Genomic DNA, 16,656 nt, shown 5'->3' with positions numbered 1-16,656 from the left:
GACGCCCAGCACAGCGGGTGACCGGGACGGCCGCGACGGGGGTGGTGGACCGCCGAACCCACCCACGCCCGGTGGAACCGGCGCGTGGCCCGGGTGCCCCCCGGGGTGCTCCCACCCGCGCGGCTGCCCGTCTTCCCGCCACTGCGTCACCGGGCCGACCATAGCCGCCCGACCGCCGCCCGACCGGCCGTTCTCGCGGTTTTCCGCGCGGTCACGCAGCGGTGGAAAGATAACGATCTTTTACTTTCATCAGGGGAAAGTGAACCCAACCTCGACCTGACAAACCCCACTCAGTAGAGTCCGTCCACGCTGAGCGGCGACCCCATTCCCTTTCGAGTGAGTGGATCTTGGTGTCGATCAGTGGCGGCCTGCTCGGGGGACGTGCCGCGGCGGGAATGGACATCGGGTTCGCTAGAAGGAGACTCATGGGCAAGCGCTTCACCCTCGCGCGTGCGGGGGCCGTCATGGCCGTCGCCGCTGTCACGGCGTCCGTCGCCGCACTCCCCGCAGCCGCCGACACGGCGCGCGGCAGGTTGCAGGACGGCAACGCCCCGGGCCTGATCGTGAACCTGAAGAACAACAAGGACGCCCAGGGCATCCCCCTGCTGCGCGACTTCGAACTGGCCGACGGCTCGACGCTGCGCGTCTACTGCGTCGAGATCACCGTCGACGCCTCGAAGGACGTCGACATGGTCGAGAGCGGCTGGGACAAGTACCCGGTCGCCGACTCGCCGTTCCACAAGAACCGCGACAAGATCAACTGGGTCCTGCACCACGGCTTCCCCGGCACCTCGCTGGAGTCGCTGGGCAAGCTCCCGCTGAACTTCGACGACGGCCTGGCCCAGAACGAGGCCGTCTCCGCCACCCAGACCGCCATCTGGCACTTCTCCGACGGCGTGGACCTCGACCGCGACCAGCCGATCGACGTCAACGACGACGAGTACGACCCGGGCAGCGCGAAGGACGTCCTGGCGCTGTACGACTACCTCGTCGGCGACAAGAACACCGGCATCGCCGAGCAGGTCATCGGCGACCTGAAGATCAGCCCGGACACCCAGGAGGGTTCCATCGGCGGTCAGGTCGGCCCGTTCAAGGTCACCACCAACGGCACCGTCACCGGCTTCAAGGCCGACCTGCCCGAGGGCGTCGAGCTGACCACCGCCGAGGGCAAGGTCGCCGACAAGGCCGTCGTCGGCAACGACACCGAGCTGTTCTTCAAGGTCCCGGCGGGCGCGACCCCCGGTTCCGGCTCCTTCGAGCTGACCGCCGACTCCCCCGCCGTGGAGACCGGCCGCCTGTTCGTCGGCGAGGGCTACGACAAGAACCCGGTCCAGTCGCTGATCGTGGCCTCCTCGGAGACCAAGCCGCTGACCGCGACCGCCAAGGCCACCTGGGGCGTTCCCCCGGTCTCGACCACCCCGGTGACGACCACCGTGGCGGCGGGCGCCCCCTCGGCCACCCCGGTCCCGCAGGGCAGCCCGGGCGCCGACCTGGCCGACACCGGTGCCTCGATCCTCGTCCCGGCCCTGATCGGCCTGGGCCTGGTCGGTGCGGGCGCCGGTGCGCTGATCCACCAGCGCCGCCGCAAGGCCGCGTAACCGCGCGACTCCTCCGTGGAGCCCCCGACCGGTCGATCCGGTCGGGGGCTCCTCGCGTATTACCGTCGGGCCGGTGAGCACCCCCGACCTCCAGGCCCCGCACTGGCTGCGGCAGCTACTGAGCCAGAAGCCGGTGCCGCTGCCGTGGAAGCGGTCGATCCGGGCGGCACTGGCGCTGGCCGGGCCGATCGGCCTGGGGATGCTGCTCGGCCGAATCGACCTGGGCGTGCTGGTCTCCATCGGCGCGCTGTGCGTGACCTTCGCCGACGCGGACGGCCCGTACCGGTACCGGGCGCAGCGCACGGTCGGCGCCGGGGTCGCGGGCCTGGTCGGATACACCACCGGCTCGCTCACCGGCGGGCACCCGGTGCTGGTCCCGGTGGTGCTGGTGGTCGTCGCCGGGGTGTCCGCGCTGATCAGCGCCACCGGCAGCACCGCGTCCCTGATCGGGTTGCAGTTGCTGGTGTTCACCACCCTGGGCACCGGGCAGGCGGCGGACCCCCGGCTGGCGGCGGCCTGCTTCGCGGTCGGCGTGGCGTACGCCCTGGTGCTGGCGCTGGCGGCGTGGCCGGTGCGCGGGGCGGCGGTGGAGCGGCGGGCGGTGGCCCAGGTCTACGACGACCTCGCGGCGGTGCTGGCCGCCTCCGGCACGGCCGCGGCCCGCCCGGCCCGCCGGGTGCTGACCCAGTCGCTCAACAGCGCCTACGACGCGCTGTTGGACGCCCGCTCGCACCTGGCGGGCCGGGACCGCGCCTACCGCCGCCTGTTCGTCCTGCTCACCGAGACCACCCCGGCCATCGAGGCGTCGGTGGCGCTGGTCAACGCGAAGAGGAAGGTTCCCCAGGAGTTCATCTCCTACCTGCACGAGTCGGCCGACAACATCCGCAGGCGGGAACCCCTCGCCGAGCCGCCCGAGCCGCCGGGGGACTCGCGGGAGTTCGAGCTGCTGCACACCGGCCTGCTCGCGGTCGTGGAGTTCCGCCGGGACGACACCGCGCACGACGCCCGCCCGGCCGAGGAGCGGCTGACCCCGGGCGAGCGCCTGCGCGGCTGGCTCGACCGGGTGGTCACCGGTCGGGTGACCTGGCTGCTGGTGCTGCGCCTGATGCTGTGCGTGGGCCTGGCGGTGCTGGCCGGTCGGCTGCTGCCGCTGGAGCACTCGTTCTGGGTGGTGCTGACGGTGGCGATCGTGCTCAAACCGGACTTCGGGTCGGTGTTCGGCCGGGCGGTGCTGCGCGGCGTCGGCACCGCGGTCGGGGTGCTGCTCGGCGCGGGCGTGCTGGCCCTGGACCCGCCCGGCTGGGGGCTGGTGCTGCTGGTGGTGGCCGTCGCGGCGGCGCTGCCGATCGGGCAGGTGCGCAACTACGGGATGTTCAGCACGTTCGTGACGCCGCTGGTGATCGTGCAGCTCGACCTGGCCAACGCGGGCAACTGGGGCCTGGTGGGCGCCCGGCTGCTCGACACCGTGCTCGGCTGCGCGATCGTCCTCGTCTTCGGCTACCTGCTCTGGCCGGGCAGCAGGCGGCCCCGGGTCGGCGAGGACCTGGCCGCGACCCTGGACGTGGTGGCCGAGTACGTCGAGGAGGCGCTGTCGCGGCGGGAGCGCTCGACCCTGCGCCGGAGCGTGTACCGGGCGCTGTCGGACCTGCGCACGGCCTTCCAGCAGTCGATCGTGGAGCCGTCGGCGGCCGGTCGGGCGGCCGCGGCGTGGTGGCCGGTGATCATCGGCCTGGAGCGGCTGGCCGACGCGGTGACCGGGTTGGCGGTGGCCATCGAGCGCGGCGCCTCCCCGGTCCCGGCGGCCGACATCGCGTGCCTGGCCGCCGCCGTGCGCGAGGCGGCGGCCGCGGTCCGGGGTGGTCGGTCGCCGCGCCGCGACCCGCTGCCCGACACCGGGCGGCTGGAGCGCGTGGTGGCCGAACTGGTGGCCGTGCAGGGCACGCTGCGCGGTCCTGAGCTGGTCGAACGCGGTCCGCGGCGGTTGTTCACCCTGACCGGTCGCCGTCGCCGGGCCCGCTCGCGCGGTTCCGCGCGGTAGGTAGATTGGGTGCCGTTCGGGAGTGGGAAGAACACAGTCGGTCCGTTACCCTTCGTCAGGGTCCGGCCGTGAGACCAGTGCGGAGGCACATCCAGTGGGCATCGACTTCAACGAGCTCAAGAACAAGGCCGAGGGCCTGCTCGAACAGCACGGGGACAAGATCGAGGACGGCGTCGAGAAGGCGGGCGAGTTCGTCAAGGGCAAGTTCGGCCACGAGCAGCAGGTCGACCAGGTCGTGGACAAGCTCCAAGACCTCATCCCGGACAAGCCGCAGACCCACGGCGACCAGGCGTGACGACGCGCGACGCGGCGGACCGGACCCCACCCGACGGTGGGGTCCGCCCGCCCGCGCGCAAACCGGCGGTGATCACCTGGCAGGGTGGCCCGCCGACCACGCTGGAGTCGGTCCGGCTGCTGGTCGGCGACACCCGCCTGCGCGCCTCCGGTCGCCTCATCGCCGCCGCCGACCCCGAGTCCGGCCGGGAGGCGTTCAGCGCCTCCTTCGAGGCCTCGATCGACAAGGGCGAGGCCGCGGGCCGCCTCCTGCTGCGCACGACCACGGCGGCGCAGGAGCGGCAGATCTCCCTGAGCCGCACCGAGGACGGCGTCTGGTTGGTCGACCACGGCACGGAGTCCGAGCGCGACGAGTTCCAGGGCGCGGTCACCGTGGACGTCGCGGGCGCGGTCACCTTCACCTCGCTGCCGATCCGCAGGCTGGGCGTGCACCGCGCGGCGGGCGAGTTCGAGATCCCGGTCGTCTGCGTCTCCATGCCCGACCTGGCCGTCTCCCTGGTCACCCAGACCTACCGCACGGTGGAGATCACCGATCGGGGCGCGGTCGTCAACGTCGCCAGGGGTGATTCCGGCACGGACATCGCGGTCGACCCGGAGGGCATCGTCGTGGACCACCCCGGCGTGGCCCGCCGCGTCTGACCTGCGCGCCAGCCTAGGCCGCCAGCTCGAACGGCGCGTAGGTGACGGCGAACGCGGCGTCCGCGGAAACACCCACCACCTTCACCTCGACGGTGTGCTTCCCCGTGGCGAGCCCGCTCGTCGGCAGCGCCAGCCGCCACGTCCCACCGGCCCCCGGCCCGTCCACCACCGTCGGGATCGCTGCGATCCGCTCCCCGTCCAGCCGCACCTCGACCCCGGCGACCCCCGCCAACCGCCCACCCGCCCGCTGGCTCGCCTGCCCGTCCGTCCCGATCTCCAGCACGAGCCGCCCCCGGGGCAACCCCGCGCCTTCGGCCAACGGGTTCCCCGCCGAGTCCAGGAACCGCGTGGTGGCTCGCGGCAGCGCGGGCCGGGTCCGGGGCAATGGAGCGTCGGTACCGCTACCGGCCGCAGGTGACACCGCCCCTGGCTCAGCGATCAGGTCGACGCCGGCGCTGATCACCCGCGTGGCGGCCACCCCGCGCCGCACCGGCCCGACCGCCCGCACCGACAGCCTGCCGCTCGAGTCCACCGTCAACGCTTCCGGCGGCACGTCCGCGACGATCGGGTAGCGCACGCCCCTGGCCTGGGGTTGCCCGTCGACGGCGGGGCGGGCCGGGTACCGCTGCCCGGCCACCTCGACCTGGTACACATCCGCCCCGGAGTCCTGCGGCACCAGCGTCAGCCGGATCTGCCCGCCCCGGTTCCCCTTGACCGGCTTGCCGGTGTTCGTGGTGGTCGCGGCGGTTTCCGGTGCCACCACCACCCGGCCGCCGTCGACGACCGGGGGCACCACCAGCACCGGTGGCCCCGTCGGTGCGCCCACGAACCCCACCAGGTCCACCCCCGCGTGGAGTCCGTTGCCGCCGCCGACGAACCCGAGCAGCGCTGTCGCCTCCCGCCACGCGGGCACGACGTCCCCACCGCCCACCACCACGCCGTCGCGGAGCACGCGGACCGCGTCCGCGCCGAACACGACTTCCCAGCGCGAAGTCAGCCCGATCTCCGGTGTTCCCAACGGGGTTGTCGACACCACGACCCCCGTCCGGGGTGTTCCGGGGGCGACCAGCACCTGCACGCTGCCGCCGGTGGGCTTCCCAACCACCCGCACCCGCACGGTCCCCGGTGGCAGCGACCCGTCGTCCTGCGCCCTCCCCGGTTCGGCGGGCGGCGGGGTCCCGTTCGGCGAGCCGTCGACCAGGTCGGCGGGGCCGGGCACGAGGTCGATCAGCAGTTCGCCGTCCTGCCCCGGCTGGTCGGTGTCCACGACGAACCGTCCCGGCTCAGCGCCTTCCCACAACCGGAACGGCGCCTTCGCCCGCAGCGCAAGGGGTTCCGTCCCGCACTGGGCGCTGACGACCAGCCGCCTGCCGTCGGTTCCCTCGCCCCGGGTGGCCCGCCCGCAGTCGGTGGTGCTCGACAGCCGCCACCCGACCGGGTCGGGCACGACGCGCGAGTCGAATCCATCCACATAGGACCAGTCGGGTTCCGCGACGGGCTTCTCGGACCGGACGACAAGGGCTTTGGGCTCGGAGCGCTGACCGTGGGAGTCCACCGAGCGGATCTGGACGTCGTAGGGGGTGTCGTCGGTCAACGCGTTCAACTGCACCGCGGGCTGGGCGATCAGGGCACTGCTGTCGACGGTGCCGCCGCCACCCTGCCCCCACCGCACGTCGTACCCGGCCGCACCGGCCACCGGCGCCCACCGCAGCGCCACCCGCCCGGCGTCCGCCGACACGGCCACGTCCGCGGGCGCCGCGGGCCGCACCCCCACCACGGGCACCACGACGCCTTCCCCGGCGAACTCCTTCACCACCGTCTGCGGGGCGGGGAGCGGCTTCGGCGCGGCACCGCCGGGCTCCGGGGGCGTCCGCAACACCACGACCGCGCCGCCGACCACCACCAGCCCGGCGGCGATCACCGCCAGCCGCCGACCCAGCCGCGGCAGGCGCACGGCCACCCGCTCGGGTAAGTCGTCCGGCTCCACCGCCTCAACCTACGGCGGGTGAGTCCTCGGTCACAATGGCTGCGCGGACACGGGCACTACTCCGCCAGGACCGGCAGCTCCGCCTTGACCGCGGTGCCCTCGAACCCGGTGATCCGCCCGCCCTGGGTGCCCAGACCGCGCAGCTCCTCCAACGCGTCCTCCCCGGCCAGGTCCACCACCAGGTGCACCCGGCCCGCGGCCCGCTGCGCCTCCAGCGCCGCCCGCCCCGCGTGCCCGGCGGTCACCGTGGCCCGCAGCGCGCCGGTCGACGCCAGCGCCCCGCGCGCCGCCCCCAGCTTGCCCAGCGCGTCGTCCACCGCCGCCAGCAGCGCGGGCCGGTTCCCCTCGCACATCGCCAGCACCAGCTCCGGCCGGGTGGCGGCGACCCGCGTCCCGTCCCCGAACGACCCGGCCGCCAGCGCCAGCGCCAGCGGCCCGCCGTCGGCCCCGCAGGAGGCCAGCACGGCGGCGAGCACGTGCGGCAGGTGCGAGATCCTGGCGACCGCCGCGTCGTGCTCGGAGGTCGTGGTGGGCACGACGTGGGCCCCGCAGTCCAGCGCCAGCTCGGCGACCTCCCGCCACACCGCCGGGTCGGTGTCCTCGTCGGCCACGACGACCCAGGCGGCGTCCTGGAACAGCCGCGCCGACCCGGCGGACCACCCCGACACCGACCGGCCCGCCATCGGGTGCCCGCCGACGAACCGGGCGGACGGCGCGTACCTGGCCACCGCGTCCGCGACCGGCGCCTTCACGCTGACGACGTCGGTCAGCAGGCACCCGGGCGCGAGTTCCCCGACCTTGCGCAGCACCCCGTCCAGGGCGGGCAGCGGCACCGCCAGCACCACCAGCGCGTCCGCCGCCGCGGCCCGGCGCAGCGCTTCCTCCACCGACAGCTCCACCGCGTGGCCCTCGGCCCTGGCCGCCTCGGCGTCGAGCGCGGAGCCGGTGGCGCCCCACGCCTCCCGGCCCGCCGCCGACACCGCGCGCAGCACCGATCCGCCGATGAGCCCCAACCCGATCACACACACCGAACGCATGGCGCAAACCTACTGGTGCGAGTGGACGATCGGCCCGGCACACCCGATCAGCCCAGCGCGTCCAGCGCGAACGCGGCGTAGGCGCTGACCCCGTTCGGCAGCGCCGCCTCGTCGAACTGGACCCGGTTCGAGTGGTTCGGCGGCGCCTCGGCCGGGTCCTGCCCCGGCGGGCAGGCGCCGAGGAACGCCATCGCGCCGGGGACCTCGCGCAGGACGTAGGAGAAGTCTTCAGCGCCCATCAGCGCGTTCGGCATGACGGTGGAGTTCCGGGGACCCAGGACCTGCGCCCCCAACGCGGTGACCCGGTCGGCCACGGCGTCGTCGTTGACGGTGACCGGGTAGCCCCGGTCGACGAAGACCTCCGCGGTGCAGCCGTGGGCCTCGGCGACGTGCGCGCAGACCTTCGGGATCTCCGCCAGCATCGTGCTCCGCGCCGACTCCGACAGGGTGCGCAGCGTGCCCTCCAGCTCCGCGGTCTCCGGGATGATGTTGTTCGTCGTGCCCGCGGTGATCCGGGCGATCGTCACGACCGTCGGCTCGAAGACGCTGATCCGCCGGGTCAGCACGGTCTGCAACGCGCCGACCATGGCCGCCGCGGCGGGCACCGGGTCCAGGGCGTCGGCGGGCGCGGAGGCGTGGCCGCCCCGACCGGTGACCACCACCCGGAACGCGTCCGCGGCGGCCATGATCGGCCCGCGCCTGCACCGCAGGACGCCGCTGCTCTCCTTCGAGGTGATGTGGATGGCGAACGCCCGCTCCACCGGCGCCACGTCCAGCAGCCCCTCCTCGAGCATGTGGCGGGCGCCGTGGTGGCCCTCCTCGCCCGGCTGGAACATGAACACCACCGACCCGCGCAGCCGCGACCGCCGCTCGTGCAGCAGCCGGGCCGCCGATGCGAGCATCGCCACGTGCGTGTCGTGCCCGCAGGCGTGCATCGAGCCCGGCACGGTGGAGCTGAACGGCAGCCCGGTCTCCTCCCGCAGCGGCAGCGCGTCCATGTCGCCGCGCAGCAGCACGGCCGGTCCCGGCTCGTCGCCGTCGAGCACCGCCACCACCGAACCGAGCGCCGAACCGGTGTGGACCCGCAGGTCGAGGCCGTCGAGGGCGCTCAGCACGGCGGCCTGGGTGGCGGGCACGGCCAGGCCCTGCTCGGGGTGGCGGTGCAGGGCCCGGCGCAGCGCCACCGTCCTGGGTTGCAGGGCGTGCGCGGCTTCCAGCAGACCGGCGAACCGGGTATCCGTCATGCTGTCGATAGTGGCACCGACCCGCTCTTGGAGGGACTGCTTCTTCCGGGTGACCACCGAGCCGAATACGGTGTGCACATGTCGGATCAGGAGCCGGTACCGGGCTTCGGTGTTGCGGTCGTCCGGGAGGACGGCAAATGGCGGTGCGATCCGATGGATTCGTCCGCGCTCGGCGAGCTGGACGCGGCGGTGGGCGAGCTGCGCAAGATCAGGTCGACCGGGGCCGTGTTCGGGCTGCTGGCGATCGACGACGAGTTCTTCCTGCTGCTGCGGCCGGGGCCGGGCGGGGTGTCGCTGCTGCTGTCGGACGCGGCCGCCGCGCTGGACTACGACATCGCCGCGGACGCGCTGGAGGAGCTGCGGGTCGACCCGCCGGAGGACGAGGACGAGGTCTGGCCGGAGGGGTCGCTGGACATCCTGGCCGACCTGGGCCTGCCCGCCCCGGAGCTGCAGGTGATCGTCGACGAGATCGACCTGTACCCGGACGAGCAGCTCAGCATGATCGCCCAGCGGATCGGCTTCGACGCCGAGTTCAGCAAGGTCCTCGACGCCGTCCTGAAGTAGTGACCGGCGACGAGGACCTGGTCCGCGCCGCTCTCGCGGCGGCGCGGGGTGCTCGCGCGTCCGGCGACGTCCCGATCGGCGCGGTGGTCTTCGCCCCCGACGGCACCGCGCTGGCCGCCGCCCGCAACGCCCGCGAGGCCCTCGGCGACCCGACCGCCCACGCGGAGGTGCTGGCCCTGCGCGCCGCCGCGGCGGCCTGGGGCGACGGCTGGCGGCTGTCCGGCTGCACCCTGGCGGTGACCCTGGAGCCGTGCACGATGTGCGCGGGCGCCGCGGTGCTCGCGCGGGTGTCCCGGGTCGTGTTCGGCGCCTGGGAACCGAAGACCGGCGCGGTCGGTTCGCTGTGGGACGTGGTCCGCGACCGGCGCCTCACCCACCGCCCGGAAGTGGTCGGTGGCCTGCTGGAACGCGAGTGCGCGGCGCTCCTGGCAGAGTTCTTCGCCGACCGCCGAAACAAGTGACGCCGGTCACAATGATGTGAAAGCGGGCCGAATCCCGGCAACCCCCCTTGTGCGAGGGGCACGAAGCCCTCGCGGGAAGAGGAGGAAGCCATGAGCATTTTCGACAAGGCCAAGGACAAGGCCGAGCAGGTCGTCGGCGAGGTCAAGGAGAAGCTCGGGCAGGCCACCGACAACAGGGATCTGGAGAACTCCGGCAAGAAGGACCAGGTCACCGGTCAGGTCAAGGAGTCCGGTCACGACCTGCGGGACAAGGCAGCAGGCGCCGTCCACGACGCCCAGGACAGGCTCAGCGGCAGGGGTTGAGCCGGTCCTGACCCGGGTTGATCCCGGCCGGGAACGCAATCACCCCCCGGGGTGAGCGCAGCCCTCGCGCGTGAGCGTTCCCGACCGGAGCATCCCCGGTGCTGCCCCACCCACGAACCCGCCCCCACCCGACAGGGGGCGGGTTCGTGGCGTTCGGGGGCCGCTGTGTATTGTCCTCCGCGGTGGCGTGTCCGAGCGGCCGAAGGAGCGCGCCTCGAAAGCGCGTGACGGTTCACCCCGTCCGTGGGTTCAAATCCCACCGCCACCGCCAGCAGCACCGGAAGCCGGGTCTCTACGGAGACCCGGCTTCCGCCGTTTCCACCCCTCGTTCCCTTGTCAGGCAGATCCTGACGCTTGTAAGGTCGAGCCTGACACGAGGAGGGGTTCCATGAGTGCGGTCCAGGAGCTGTCGATGCCCGTTCGCTGCTCGTTCTGCCGCCGGTCGCACGACGAGGTGGACAAGGTCGTCGCCGGGCCGGGCATCTTCATCTGCGACGGCTGCGTGGCCCTGGCGGCGGAGATCATCGCGGGCGCGCCCGCCACGCACGGGGCCGTCCTTCCGTGGGAGGTGGAGATGCCGCTCGAACAAGTGCTCGCCACCCTGGGCCCGGTGGCCGCGGCGGGCGCGCAGGTGGAGGAGAACCTCGGCGTCTGGGTGCGCAAGGCGCGGTCGGCCGGGGCGACCTGGGCTCAGGTCGGGGCGGCGCTGGGGATGACGCGGCAGTCGGCGTGGGAGCGGTTCTCCGGCGAGGAGTGAGCCCGGTCGGGTGACCCCCGCCGAACCCGAGGGTGTGTTGCGCCTTTCGCCGGTATCGCACACGCCCGATCGGGGTCCGAACATCACCTCCGGTAGCAGAATTACTCAGTCCTTCCCACGTTGGTCTTTCCCCTTTCACTCATCCGGGCGAGGATGCGGGCACGTTCCCGGAGGAAGGACCCCTCGTGAGTTCAACCGCCCGCCGCCCGCTGGCGCGACTCGGTGTGGCCGCGGTGTCGGTCGGGCTGGTCACCACCGTGGCCGCCCCGACCGCCACCGCCGCGCCGAGCCCCGACGCCCTGATCGCCGAGGTCTACGGCGGCGGCGGCAACTCCGGCGCCACCCTGACCAGCGACTTCGTCGAACTCGCCAACGCGGGCGCGGCAGCCGTCCCCCTCGACGGCTGGAGCGTGCAGTACCTCTCGAGCGGCGCCACCGGTTCCTGGCAGGTCACCCCGCTGATCGGCGCCCTGCCCGCGGGCGGTCGCTACCTGGTCGCCGAGGCCAAGGGCGCGGGCGGCACCGTCGAACTCCCCGCCCCGGACGCCACCGGCGCCATCCCGCTGTCCGGCACCGCCGGGATCGTCGCCCTGGTCAACAGCACCACCGCGCTGACCTGCAAGACCCCCACCGACTGCGGCGCCGACCCCCGGGTCCGCGACCTCGTCGGCTACGGCAGCGCCGCCAAGGTGTTCGAGACCGCCCCCACGGCGAACCTGTCCAACACCACCTCGGCCGCCCGCGCCGCGCTGACCGACACCGACGACAACGCCACCGACTTCCCCACCGGCGCACCGTCGCCCACCAACTCCAAGGGCGAGACCCCCGGTGACGGCGGACCGCCGCCCGTCGTCGCGCGCATCCACGAGGTCCAGGGCACCACGCGCCTGTCGCCGTTCGACGGCAAGAGGGTCACGGGCGTCACGGGTGTCGTCACCGCTGTCCGCGCGTTCGGCTCCGCGCGGGGCTTCTGGTTCCAGGACACCGCCCCCGACGCCGACCCCGCCACCAGCGAGGGCCTGTTCGCCTTCACCGGCTCCACCACCCCGGCGGTGGCCGTGGGCGACGCGGTGTCGGTGACCGGCACCGTCGACGAGTACTACCCCGACGCCTCGCCCACCGCCTCGGTGCAGCAGTCCACCACCGAGCTGACCGGAGCCACCTGGACCGTCGCGTCGAGCGGCAACCCGCTGCCCGCCGCCGAGGTCCTCGGGCCGGACACCGTGCCCACCGCGTACGCGCCGAGCCCGGGCGGCAGCATCGAGCCGCTGACCCTCGACCCGGCCGCGTTCGCGCTGGACTTCTGGGAGTCCCGCGAGGGGATGCGCGTCCGGGTCGACGACGCGCGGTTCGTGTCGCCGACCTCCGACTACAACGAGATCTGGGTGACCACCAAGCCCACCCAGAACCGCTCAGCGCGCGGCGGCACGGTCTACACCGGCTACGACCAGCCCAACAGCGGTCGCGTGCAGGTGCAGTCGCTGATCCCGTTCGCCCAGCGCCCGTTCCCGCAGGGCAATGTCGGTGACGTGCTGTCCGGCACCACGGCGGGGCCGGTCGACTTCAGCAGCTTCGGCGGGTACGTCATCCAGGCGACCGAGCTGGGCGAGCTGGAGTCCAACGGGCTCAAGCCCGAGGTGACCCGCGCCAAGAGAACCGGCGAACTCGCCATCGCCACCTACAACGTGGAAAACCTGTCCCCTGTGGACACCCAGGCCAAGTTCGACCGCCTGGCGTCGGTCGTGGTCACCAACCTGGCCGCCCCGGATGTCCTGTCGCTGGAGGAGATCCAGGACAACACCGGTCCCGCCGACGACGGCGTGGTCGCCGCCGACCAGACCCTCACCCGGTTCACCGACGCCATCGCCGCCGCGGGCGGACCCCGCTACCAGTGGCGCCTCATCGACCCGGTCGACGGCGCGGACGGCGGCCAGCCGGGCGGCAACATCCGGGTGGCGTTCCTGTTCAACCCGGCCCGGGTGTCCTTCGTGGACCGACCGAGCGGCACGGCCACGACACCGGTCGAGGTCGTGAAGGGCAGGTTCCCGCTCCAGGCCAGGCTGTCGGTGTCCCCCGGCCGCATCGCCCCCGCCGACCCGGCCTGGAACTCCAGCCGCAAGCCGCTGGTCGGGGAGTTCTCCTTCCGCGGCCGGCCGGTGTTCGTCATCGCCAACCACTTCAACTCCAAGGGCGGCGACCAACCGCTGAGCGGCCGCAACCAGCCGCCCGTGCGCAGCTCGGAAACCCAGCGCACCGCCCAGGCCGCCCTGGTGAACGACTTCGCCAAGAAGATCCTGGCCGTCGACCCGCTGGCGAACGTGGTGGCACTGGGCGACTTCAACGACTACCAGTTCTCCCCCGCGCTGGCCCGCCTCACCGACGGCAGGGCGCTGCGCACGCTCATCGACACCCTCCCGGTGAACGAGCGGTACAGCTACGTCTTCGAGGGCAACTCCCAGGTGCTGGACCACATCCTCACCAGCCCGTTCATCCTCAAGCCGGACTACGACGTCGTCCACATCAACGCCGAGTTCGCCGACCAGGCCAGCGACCACGACCCCCAGGTCGTGCGCTTCCACCCGACCAGCATCCCCTGGCCGAACGGGTGAGCCCCGCGACGCCGGGACACCCCGGTCACGGCAGCCGAGTCCTGCCCCCGCGCGGGGCACCGCGGACCTAAGCTGGCACCACATCGGAAGTGAAGGGGTGCCAGGATGATCGACCGCCCTGCTCGGCGCGACCCGTCGAAGCTGGTGCAAGCGCAAGGTTTCCGCGACTTCGTGCGCGACGACTGGGGGCAGGCCGACCGCCGGGTCACCACCGTTCCCGGCGCGGCCGAGGCCGCCGCCGCCCACCGGGCGAGGCTCTCCGCCGCCTTCCCCGGCGCGCGCATCGCCGTCGCGTCCGGCCACGCGCCGGTCCGGGCCAACGACTCCGACTACACCTTCCGGCCCGACAGCGACTTCGCCTGGCTCACCGGCTGCCACGCCGAGGGCGCCGTGCTGGTCATGGTCCCGCACGAGGGCGGGCACGACGCCGTGCTGCACCTGCGCGAGCCCGCGGGCCCCGGCGAGGCCGACTTCTTCGCCAGCTCCCGCGACGGTGAACTGTGGATCGGCGCCGTCCCCCGCCTCGCCGACTGGGCGGAGGCGCTGGGCATCGCCTGCCGCCCCCTGGAGGAGCTGCCGCGGTCGCTGCGCGGGCAACTGCCCGGCGTCCTCGCCGCCAAGGGCGTCGACCCGTTCCTCGACGCGCAGGTGGGCGAGCACAGCGCCCACCTGCGCACCGTCCTCTCCGAACTGCGCCGCGTCAAGGACGACTGGGAGATCAACCAGTTGCGCGAGGCCGTCGACGCCACGGTCCTCGGGTTCGCCGACGTCGCCCGCGAACTGCCCACCGCCGTCCGCCGCGGCGGCGAACGCTGGCTCCAGGGGACCTTCGACCGCCGGGCGCGCACCGAGGGCAACGGCCCCGGCTACACCTCCATCGTCGCCGCCGGGCCGCACGCGCCGATCCTGCACTGGACCCGCTGCGACGGCCCCGTCCCCGAGGACGGCCTCCTGCTGCTCGACGCCGGGGTGGAGGTGAACACCCTCTACACCGCCGACGTCACCCGCACCTTCCCCGTCTCCGGGGAGTTCAGCCGCCCGCAGCGCCAGGTCTACGACCTCGTGCACGAGGCCCACCTGGCCGCCATCGCCGAGGTGCGCCCCGGCAACGACTACAGCGCCTTCCACACCGCGGCCATGCGCGTCCTCGCCGAGGGCCTGCACGACTGGGGGCTGCTCCCGGCCTCCGTCGACAAGTCGCTGGAGGCCGACGGGCAGCACCACCGCCGCTACATCTGCTGCGGCATCGGGCACCTGCTGGGCCTCGACGTCCACGACTGCGCCAACGCGCGGGAGTCGGCGTACAACGAGGGCAGGTTGGAGGTCGGGATGGCACTCACCGTGGAACCCGGGCTGTACTTCCACCCCAACGACCTCACCGTCCCGCCGGAACTGCGCGGCATCGGCGTCCGCATCGAGGACGACCTGGTGGTGACCCCGGGCGGCGCCGAGGTGCTCTCGGCCGCGCTGCCGACCACACCGGACGCTCTCACCGAGTGGACCCGGTCCCACCAGGGGTAATGTCGCTCCCTGTCAAAAGGGGAGACGAGAAGGGGATGTCGTGACGACCGAGGACACGACCGCGGAGAACGGCGCCGGGGAGTCGACCGGCAGGCACGCGGCCAAGGAGGGCGCCGAGCGCCACCCGCTGATCGACCTCGCCCGGGACCCGAACCCGGGGCGGGCCGACCACGCCGCCGAGGACGACCCGGAGTAGCCGCCGCACCGGTGGGGCCGCACCGCGGCCCCACCGGGGACACGCCCGGACAAGCCGTTCACCAGGGAAAACCCCGGGTTGAACGGCTTTTGTCGTACCGAGGGTGCACCATGTCCCCCATGCGAACATATGATCGAGAGACCCGGAGCTCGGTGGCGGTGCTGGCGGCCCGGCTGACCGAGGCCGCCGTCGTCCTCGCAGGCGGCGACCGCCGCCCGGTCCCGACGTATGTGCGCGACGTGGCCGCCCGCGGCCTGCCCACCGCGGGCGCCGCCGCGATGATGGCCCTCGCCCACTCCCTGGAGCTGCTGTGGGGCCGCGGCTGGCTGCCCGCCGACGTCGCCGCGGTCGCCCCCAAGCCCGTCCGCGGCCTGCTCCTGGACGCCATCGCGCACGAGGGCGAGCGCTACGCCACCCGCGAGCTGCACCCCACCTGGCGCACCCAGCTCCTCGACCTCGGGGTCGCCGACCGCCCGGCCCCGGAGTTCACCGAGCACTCCCTGGCCCTGGCCGTGGAACTGCTGGCCGCCCTGATGGTCCTGCCGCAGCTCCCGCACCTCATCCCCGCCCCCGGCACCCCCACGACCACCACCCCGGGCGCGCACGGCGTCGACCGCCGCGTCCTGGCCCGCGTCCGCGCCCTCCTGGCCAAGGCCGAGTCCACCCCGTACCCCGACGAGGCGGAGGCCCTGTCCACCAAGGCCCAGGAACTCATGGCCCGCCACGCCTTCGAACAGGCCGTCCTGGAGCACGACGACCGCCCCCAGGACGCCTCCGCCCACCGCATCTGGCTCACCGGCCCCTACCAGGGCCCCAAGGCCCAACTGGTCGACGCGGTGGCCACCGCCAACCGCTGCCGCGCCGTGTTCTACGCCCAACTCGGCTGCGTCGCCCTGGTCGGCAACCACACCGACCTGGAGATCTCCACCGTCCTGTCCACCTCGTTGCAGGTCCAGGCCACCCAGGCGATGAAGCGCACCCCGGCCCGCACCCGCGCCTTCCGGCACGCCTTCCTCACCGGCTACGCCCACCGCATCCGCACCCGCCTCACCACCGCCACCACCGAGGCCACCTCCGGCGACACCCGCCTGGTCCCCGTCCTCGGCCGCCGCCAGCAGGCAGTCGACATCAAGTTCGCCGCCATGTTCCCCGGCATCCGCGTCCGCCGCTCCACCATCAGCGACACCTCGGGCTGGAGCGCGGGCCAGGCCGCCGCCACCCTCGCCGACCTCACCCCACCCCGCCCCCGCGTGGCAAGCTGAAAAGCCGGGACGCCGGTCACCCCGAGGGGGTGACCGGCGTCCGGATCGCGCTGGCGGAGGATGGGGGATTTGAACCCCCGAGGGTTTTAACACCCAACACGATTTCCAATCGTGCGCACTAGGCCACTATGCGAATCCTCCGCAGA

Annotated in this window: 15 protein-coding genes and 2 tRNA genes; 13 read left to right on the top strand and 4 right to left on the bottom strand. The window is 73.4% G+C overall.

Annotated elements, in window-relative coordinates:
• The first annotated feature begins 425 nt into the window (after window positions 1-425).
• From UO65_RS12825 to UO65_RS12810, 4 genes are all read left to right on the top strand, one after another.
• Complete coding sequence (locus UO65_RS12825; RefSeq protein ID WP_035282075.1) at window positions 426-1,598, top strand: thioester domain-containing protein; 1,173 nt, start codon at window positions 426-428, stop codon at window positions 1,596-1,598.
• A 73-nt stretch (window positions 1,599-1,671) separates the two neighbouring features.
• Entirely contained in the window at window positions 1,672-3,636 is a 1,965-nt protein-coding gene (locus tag UO65_RS12820; RefSeq protein ID WP_052021114.1) for an FUSC family protein, read from the top strand.
• A 94-nt stretch (window positions 3,637-3,730) separates the two neighbouring features.
• Window positions 3,731-3,931, top strand: coding sequence for an antitoxin (locus UO65_RS12815; protein WP_035282073.1), 201 nt, complete (start codon window positions 3,731-3,733; stop codon window positions 3,929-3,931).
• Window positions 3,928-4,569: a putative glycolipid-binding domain-containing protein gene (locus tag UO65_RS12810; RefSeq protein WP_052021113.1), complete on the top strand. Its 642-nt coding sequence runs from the start codon at window positions 3,928-3,930 to the stop codon at window positions 4,567-4,569. The genes UO65_RS12815 and UO65_RS12810 overlap by 4 nt, the downstream gene beginning before the upstream one ends.
• Window positions 4,570-4,582: 13 nt before the next feature.
• Here UO65_RS12810 and UO65_RS12805 read toward each other — a convergent pair whose 3' ends face one another.
• From UO65_RS12805 to UO65_RS12795, 3 genes are read right to left on the bottom strand one after another with little or no spacing between them, the layout of a single operon-like run.
• The gene (locus tag UO65_RS12805) at window positions 4,583-6,556 is read right to left on the bottom strand and encodes a hypothetical protein (protein WP_035282071.1); all 1,974 of its coding nucleotides are present in this window, start codon (window positions 6,554-6,556) and stop codon (window positions 4,583-4,585) included.
• A gap of 56 nt (window positions 6,557-6,612) precedes the next feature.
• Window positions 6,613-7,593, bottom strand: a complete 981-nt coding sequence (locus UO65_RS12800) for a prephenate dehydrogenase (RefSeq protein ID WP_084175520.1) — start codon at window positions 7,591-7,593, stop codon at window positions 6,613-6,615.
• A 47-nt stretch (window positions 7,594-7,640) separates the two neighbouring features.
• A complete protein-coding gene (locus UO65_RS12795) occupies window positions 7,641-8,837 on the bottom strand; it encodes a M20 metallopeptidase family protein (protein WP_035282067.1) in 1,197 nt (398 codons plus the stop codon).
• A gap of 78 nt (window positions 8,838-8,915) precedes the next feature.
• Here UO65_RS12795 and UO65_RS12790 point away from each other — a divergent pair, with 78 nt between their 5' ends.
• The 9 genes from UO65_RS12790 to UO65_RS38060 all read left to right on the top strand — a co-directional run bounded on the left by UO65_RS12790 (window position 8,916) and on the right by UO65_RS38060 (window position 16,510).
• A complete protein-coding gene (locus UO65_RS12790) occupies window positions 8,916-9,401 on the top strand; it encodes a tRNA adenosine deaminase-associated protein (RefSeq protein WP_052021112.1) in 486 nt (161 codons plus the stop codon).
• Window positions 9,401-9,862: a nucleoside deaminase gene (locus UO65_RS12785; RefSeq protein ID WP_035282064.1), complete on the top strand. Its 462-nt coding sequence runs from the start codon at window positions 9,401-9,403 to the stop codon at window positions 9,860-9,862. Before UO65_RS12790 ends, UO65_RS12785 begins: the two co-directional genes overlap by 1 nt.
• A 90-nt stretch (window positions 9,863-9,952) precedes the next feature.
• The gene (locus UO65_RS12780) at window positions 9,953-10,165 is read left to right on the top strand and encodes a CsbD family protein (protein WP_035282062.1); all 213 of its coding nucleotides are present in this window, start codon (window positions 9,953-9,955) and stop codon (window positions 10,163-10,165) included.
• A 181-nt stretch (window positions 10,166-10,346) separates the two neighbouring features.
• Window positions 10,347-10,436: transfer RNA gene (locus UO65_RS12775), tRNA-Ser, on the top strand.
• Window positions 10,437-10,553: 117 nt separating this feature from the next.
• Entirely contained in the window at window positions 10,554-10,922 is a 369-nt protein-coding gene (locus UO65_RS12770; protein WP_233427554.1) for a ClpX C4-type zinc finger protein, read from the top strand.
• Window positions 10,923-11,107: 185 nt separating this feature from the next.
• Window positions 11,108-13,531, top strand: coding sequence for an endonuclease/exonuclease/phosphatase family protein (locus tag UO65_RS12765; protein ID WP_233427553.1), 2,424 nt, complete (start codon window positions 11,108-11,110; stop codon window positions 13,529-13,531).
• 105 nt (window positions 13,532-13,636) lie between these two features.
• Window positions 13,637-15,052, top strand: a complete 1,416-nt coding sequence (locus UO65_RS12760; protein WP_052021111.1) for an aminopeptidase P family protein — start codon at window positions 13,637-13,639, stop codon at window positions 15,050-15,052.
• A 40-nt stretch (window positions 15,053-15,092) separates the two neighbouring features.
• Complete coding sequence (locus UO65_RS37385; RefSeq protein WP_200873369.1) at window positions 15,093-15,248, top strand: hypothetical protein; 156 nt, start codon at window positions 15,093-15,095, stop codon at window positions 15,246-15,248.
• Window positions 15,249-15,367: 119 nt separating this feature from the next.
• Window positions 15,368-16,510 carry a DUF2786 domain-containing protein gene (locus tag UO65_RS38060; protein ID WP_161784459.1) on the top strand — a complete coding sequence of 381 codons (1,143 nt, stop codon included), beginning with the start codon at window positions 15,368-15,370 and terminating at the stop codon, window positions 16,508-16,510.
• Window positions 16,511-16,561: 51 nt separating this feature from the next.
• Here the strand turns inward: UO65_RS38060 and UO65_RS12750 are convergent.
• A tRNA-Ser gene (locus UO65_RS12750) sits at window positions 16,562-16,651 on the bottom strand.
• Window positions 16,652-16,656 lie beyond the last annotated feature (5 nt).

It is taken from the genome of Actinokineospora spheciospongiae (genome assembly GCF_000564855.1).
Classification (GTDB): domain Bacteria; phylum Actinomycetota; class Actinomycetes; order Mycobacteriales; family Pseudonocardiaceae; genus Actinokineospora; species Actinokineospora spheciospongiae.
This window is presented reverse-complemented; position numbering and strand designations above follow the sequence as displayed.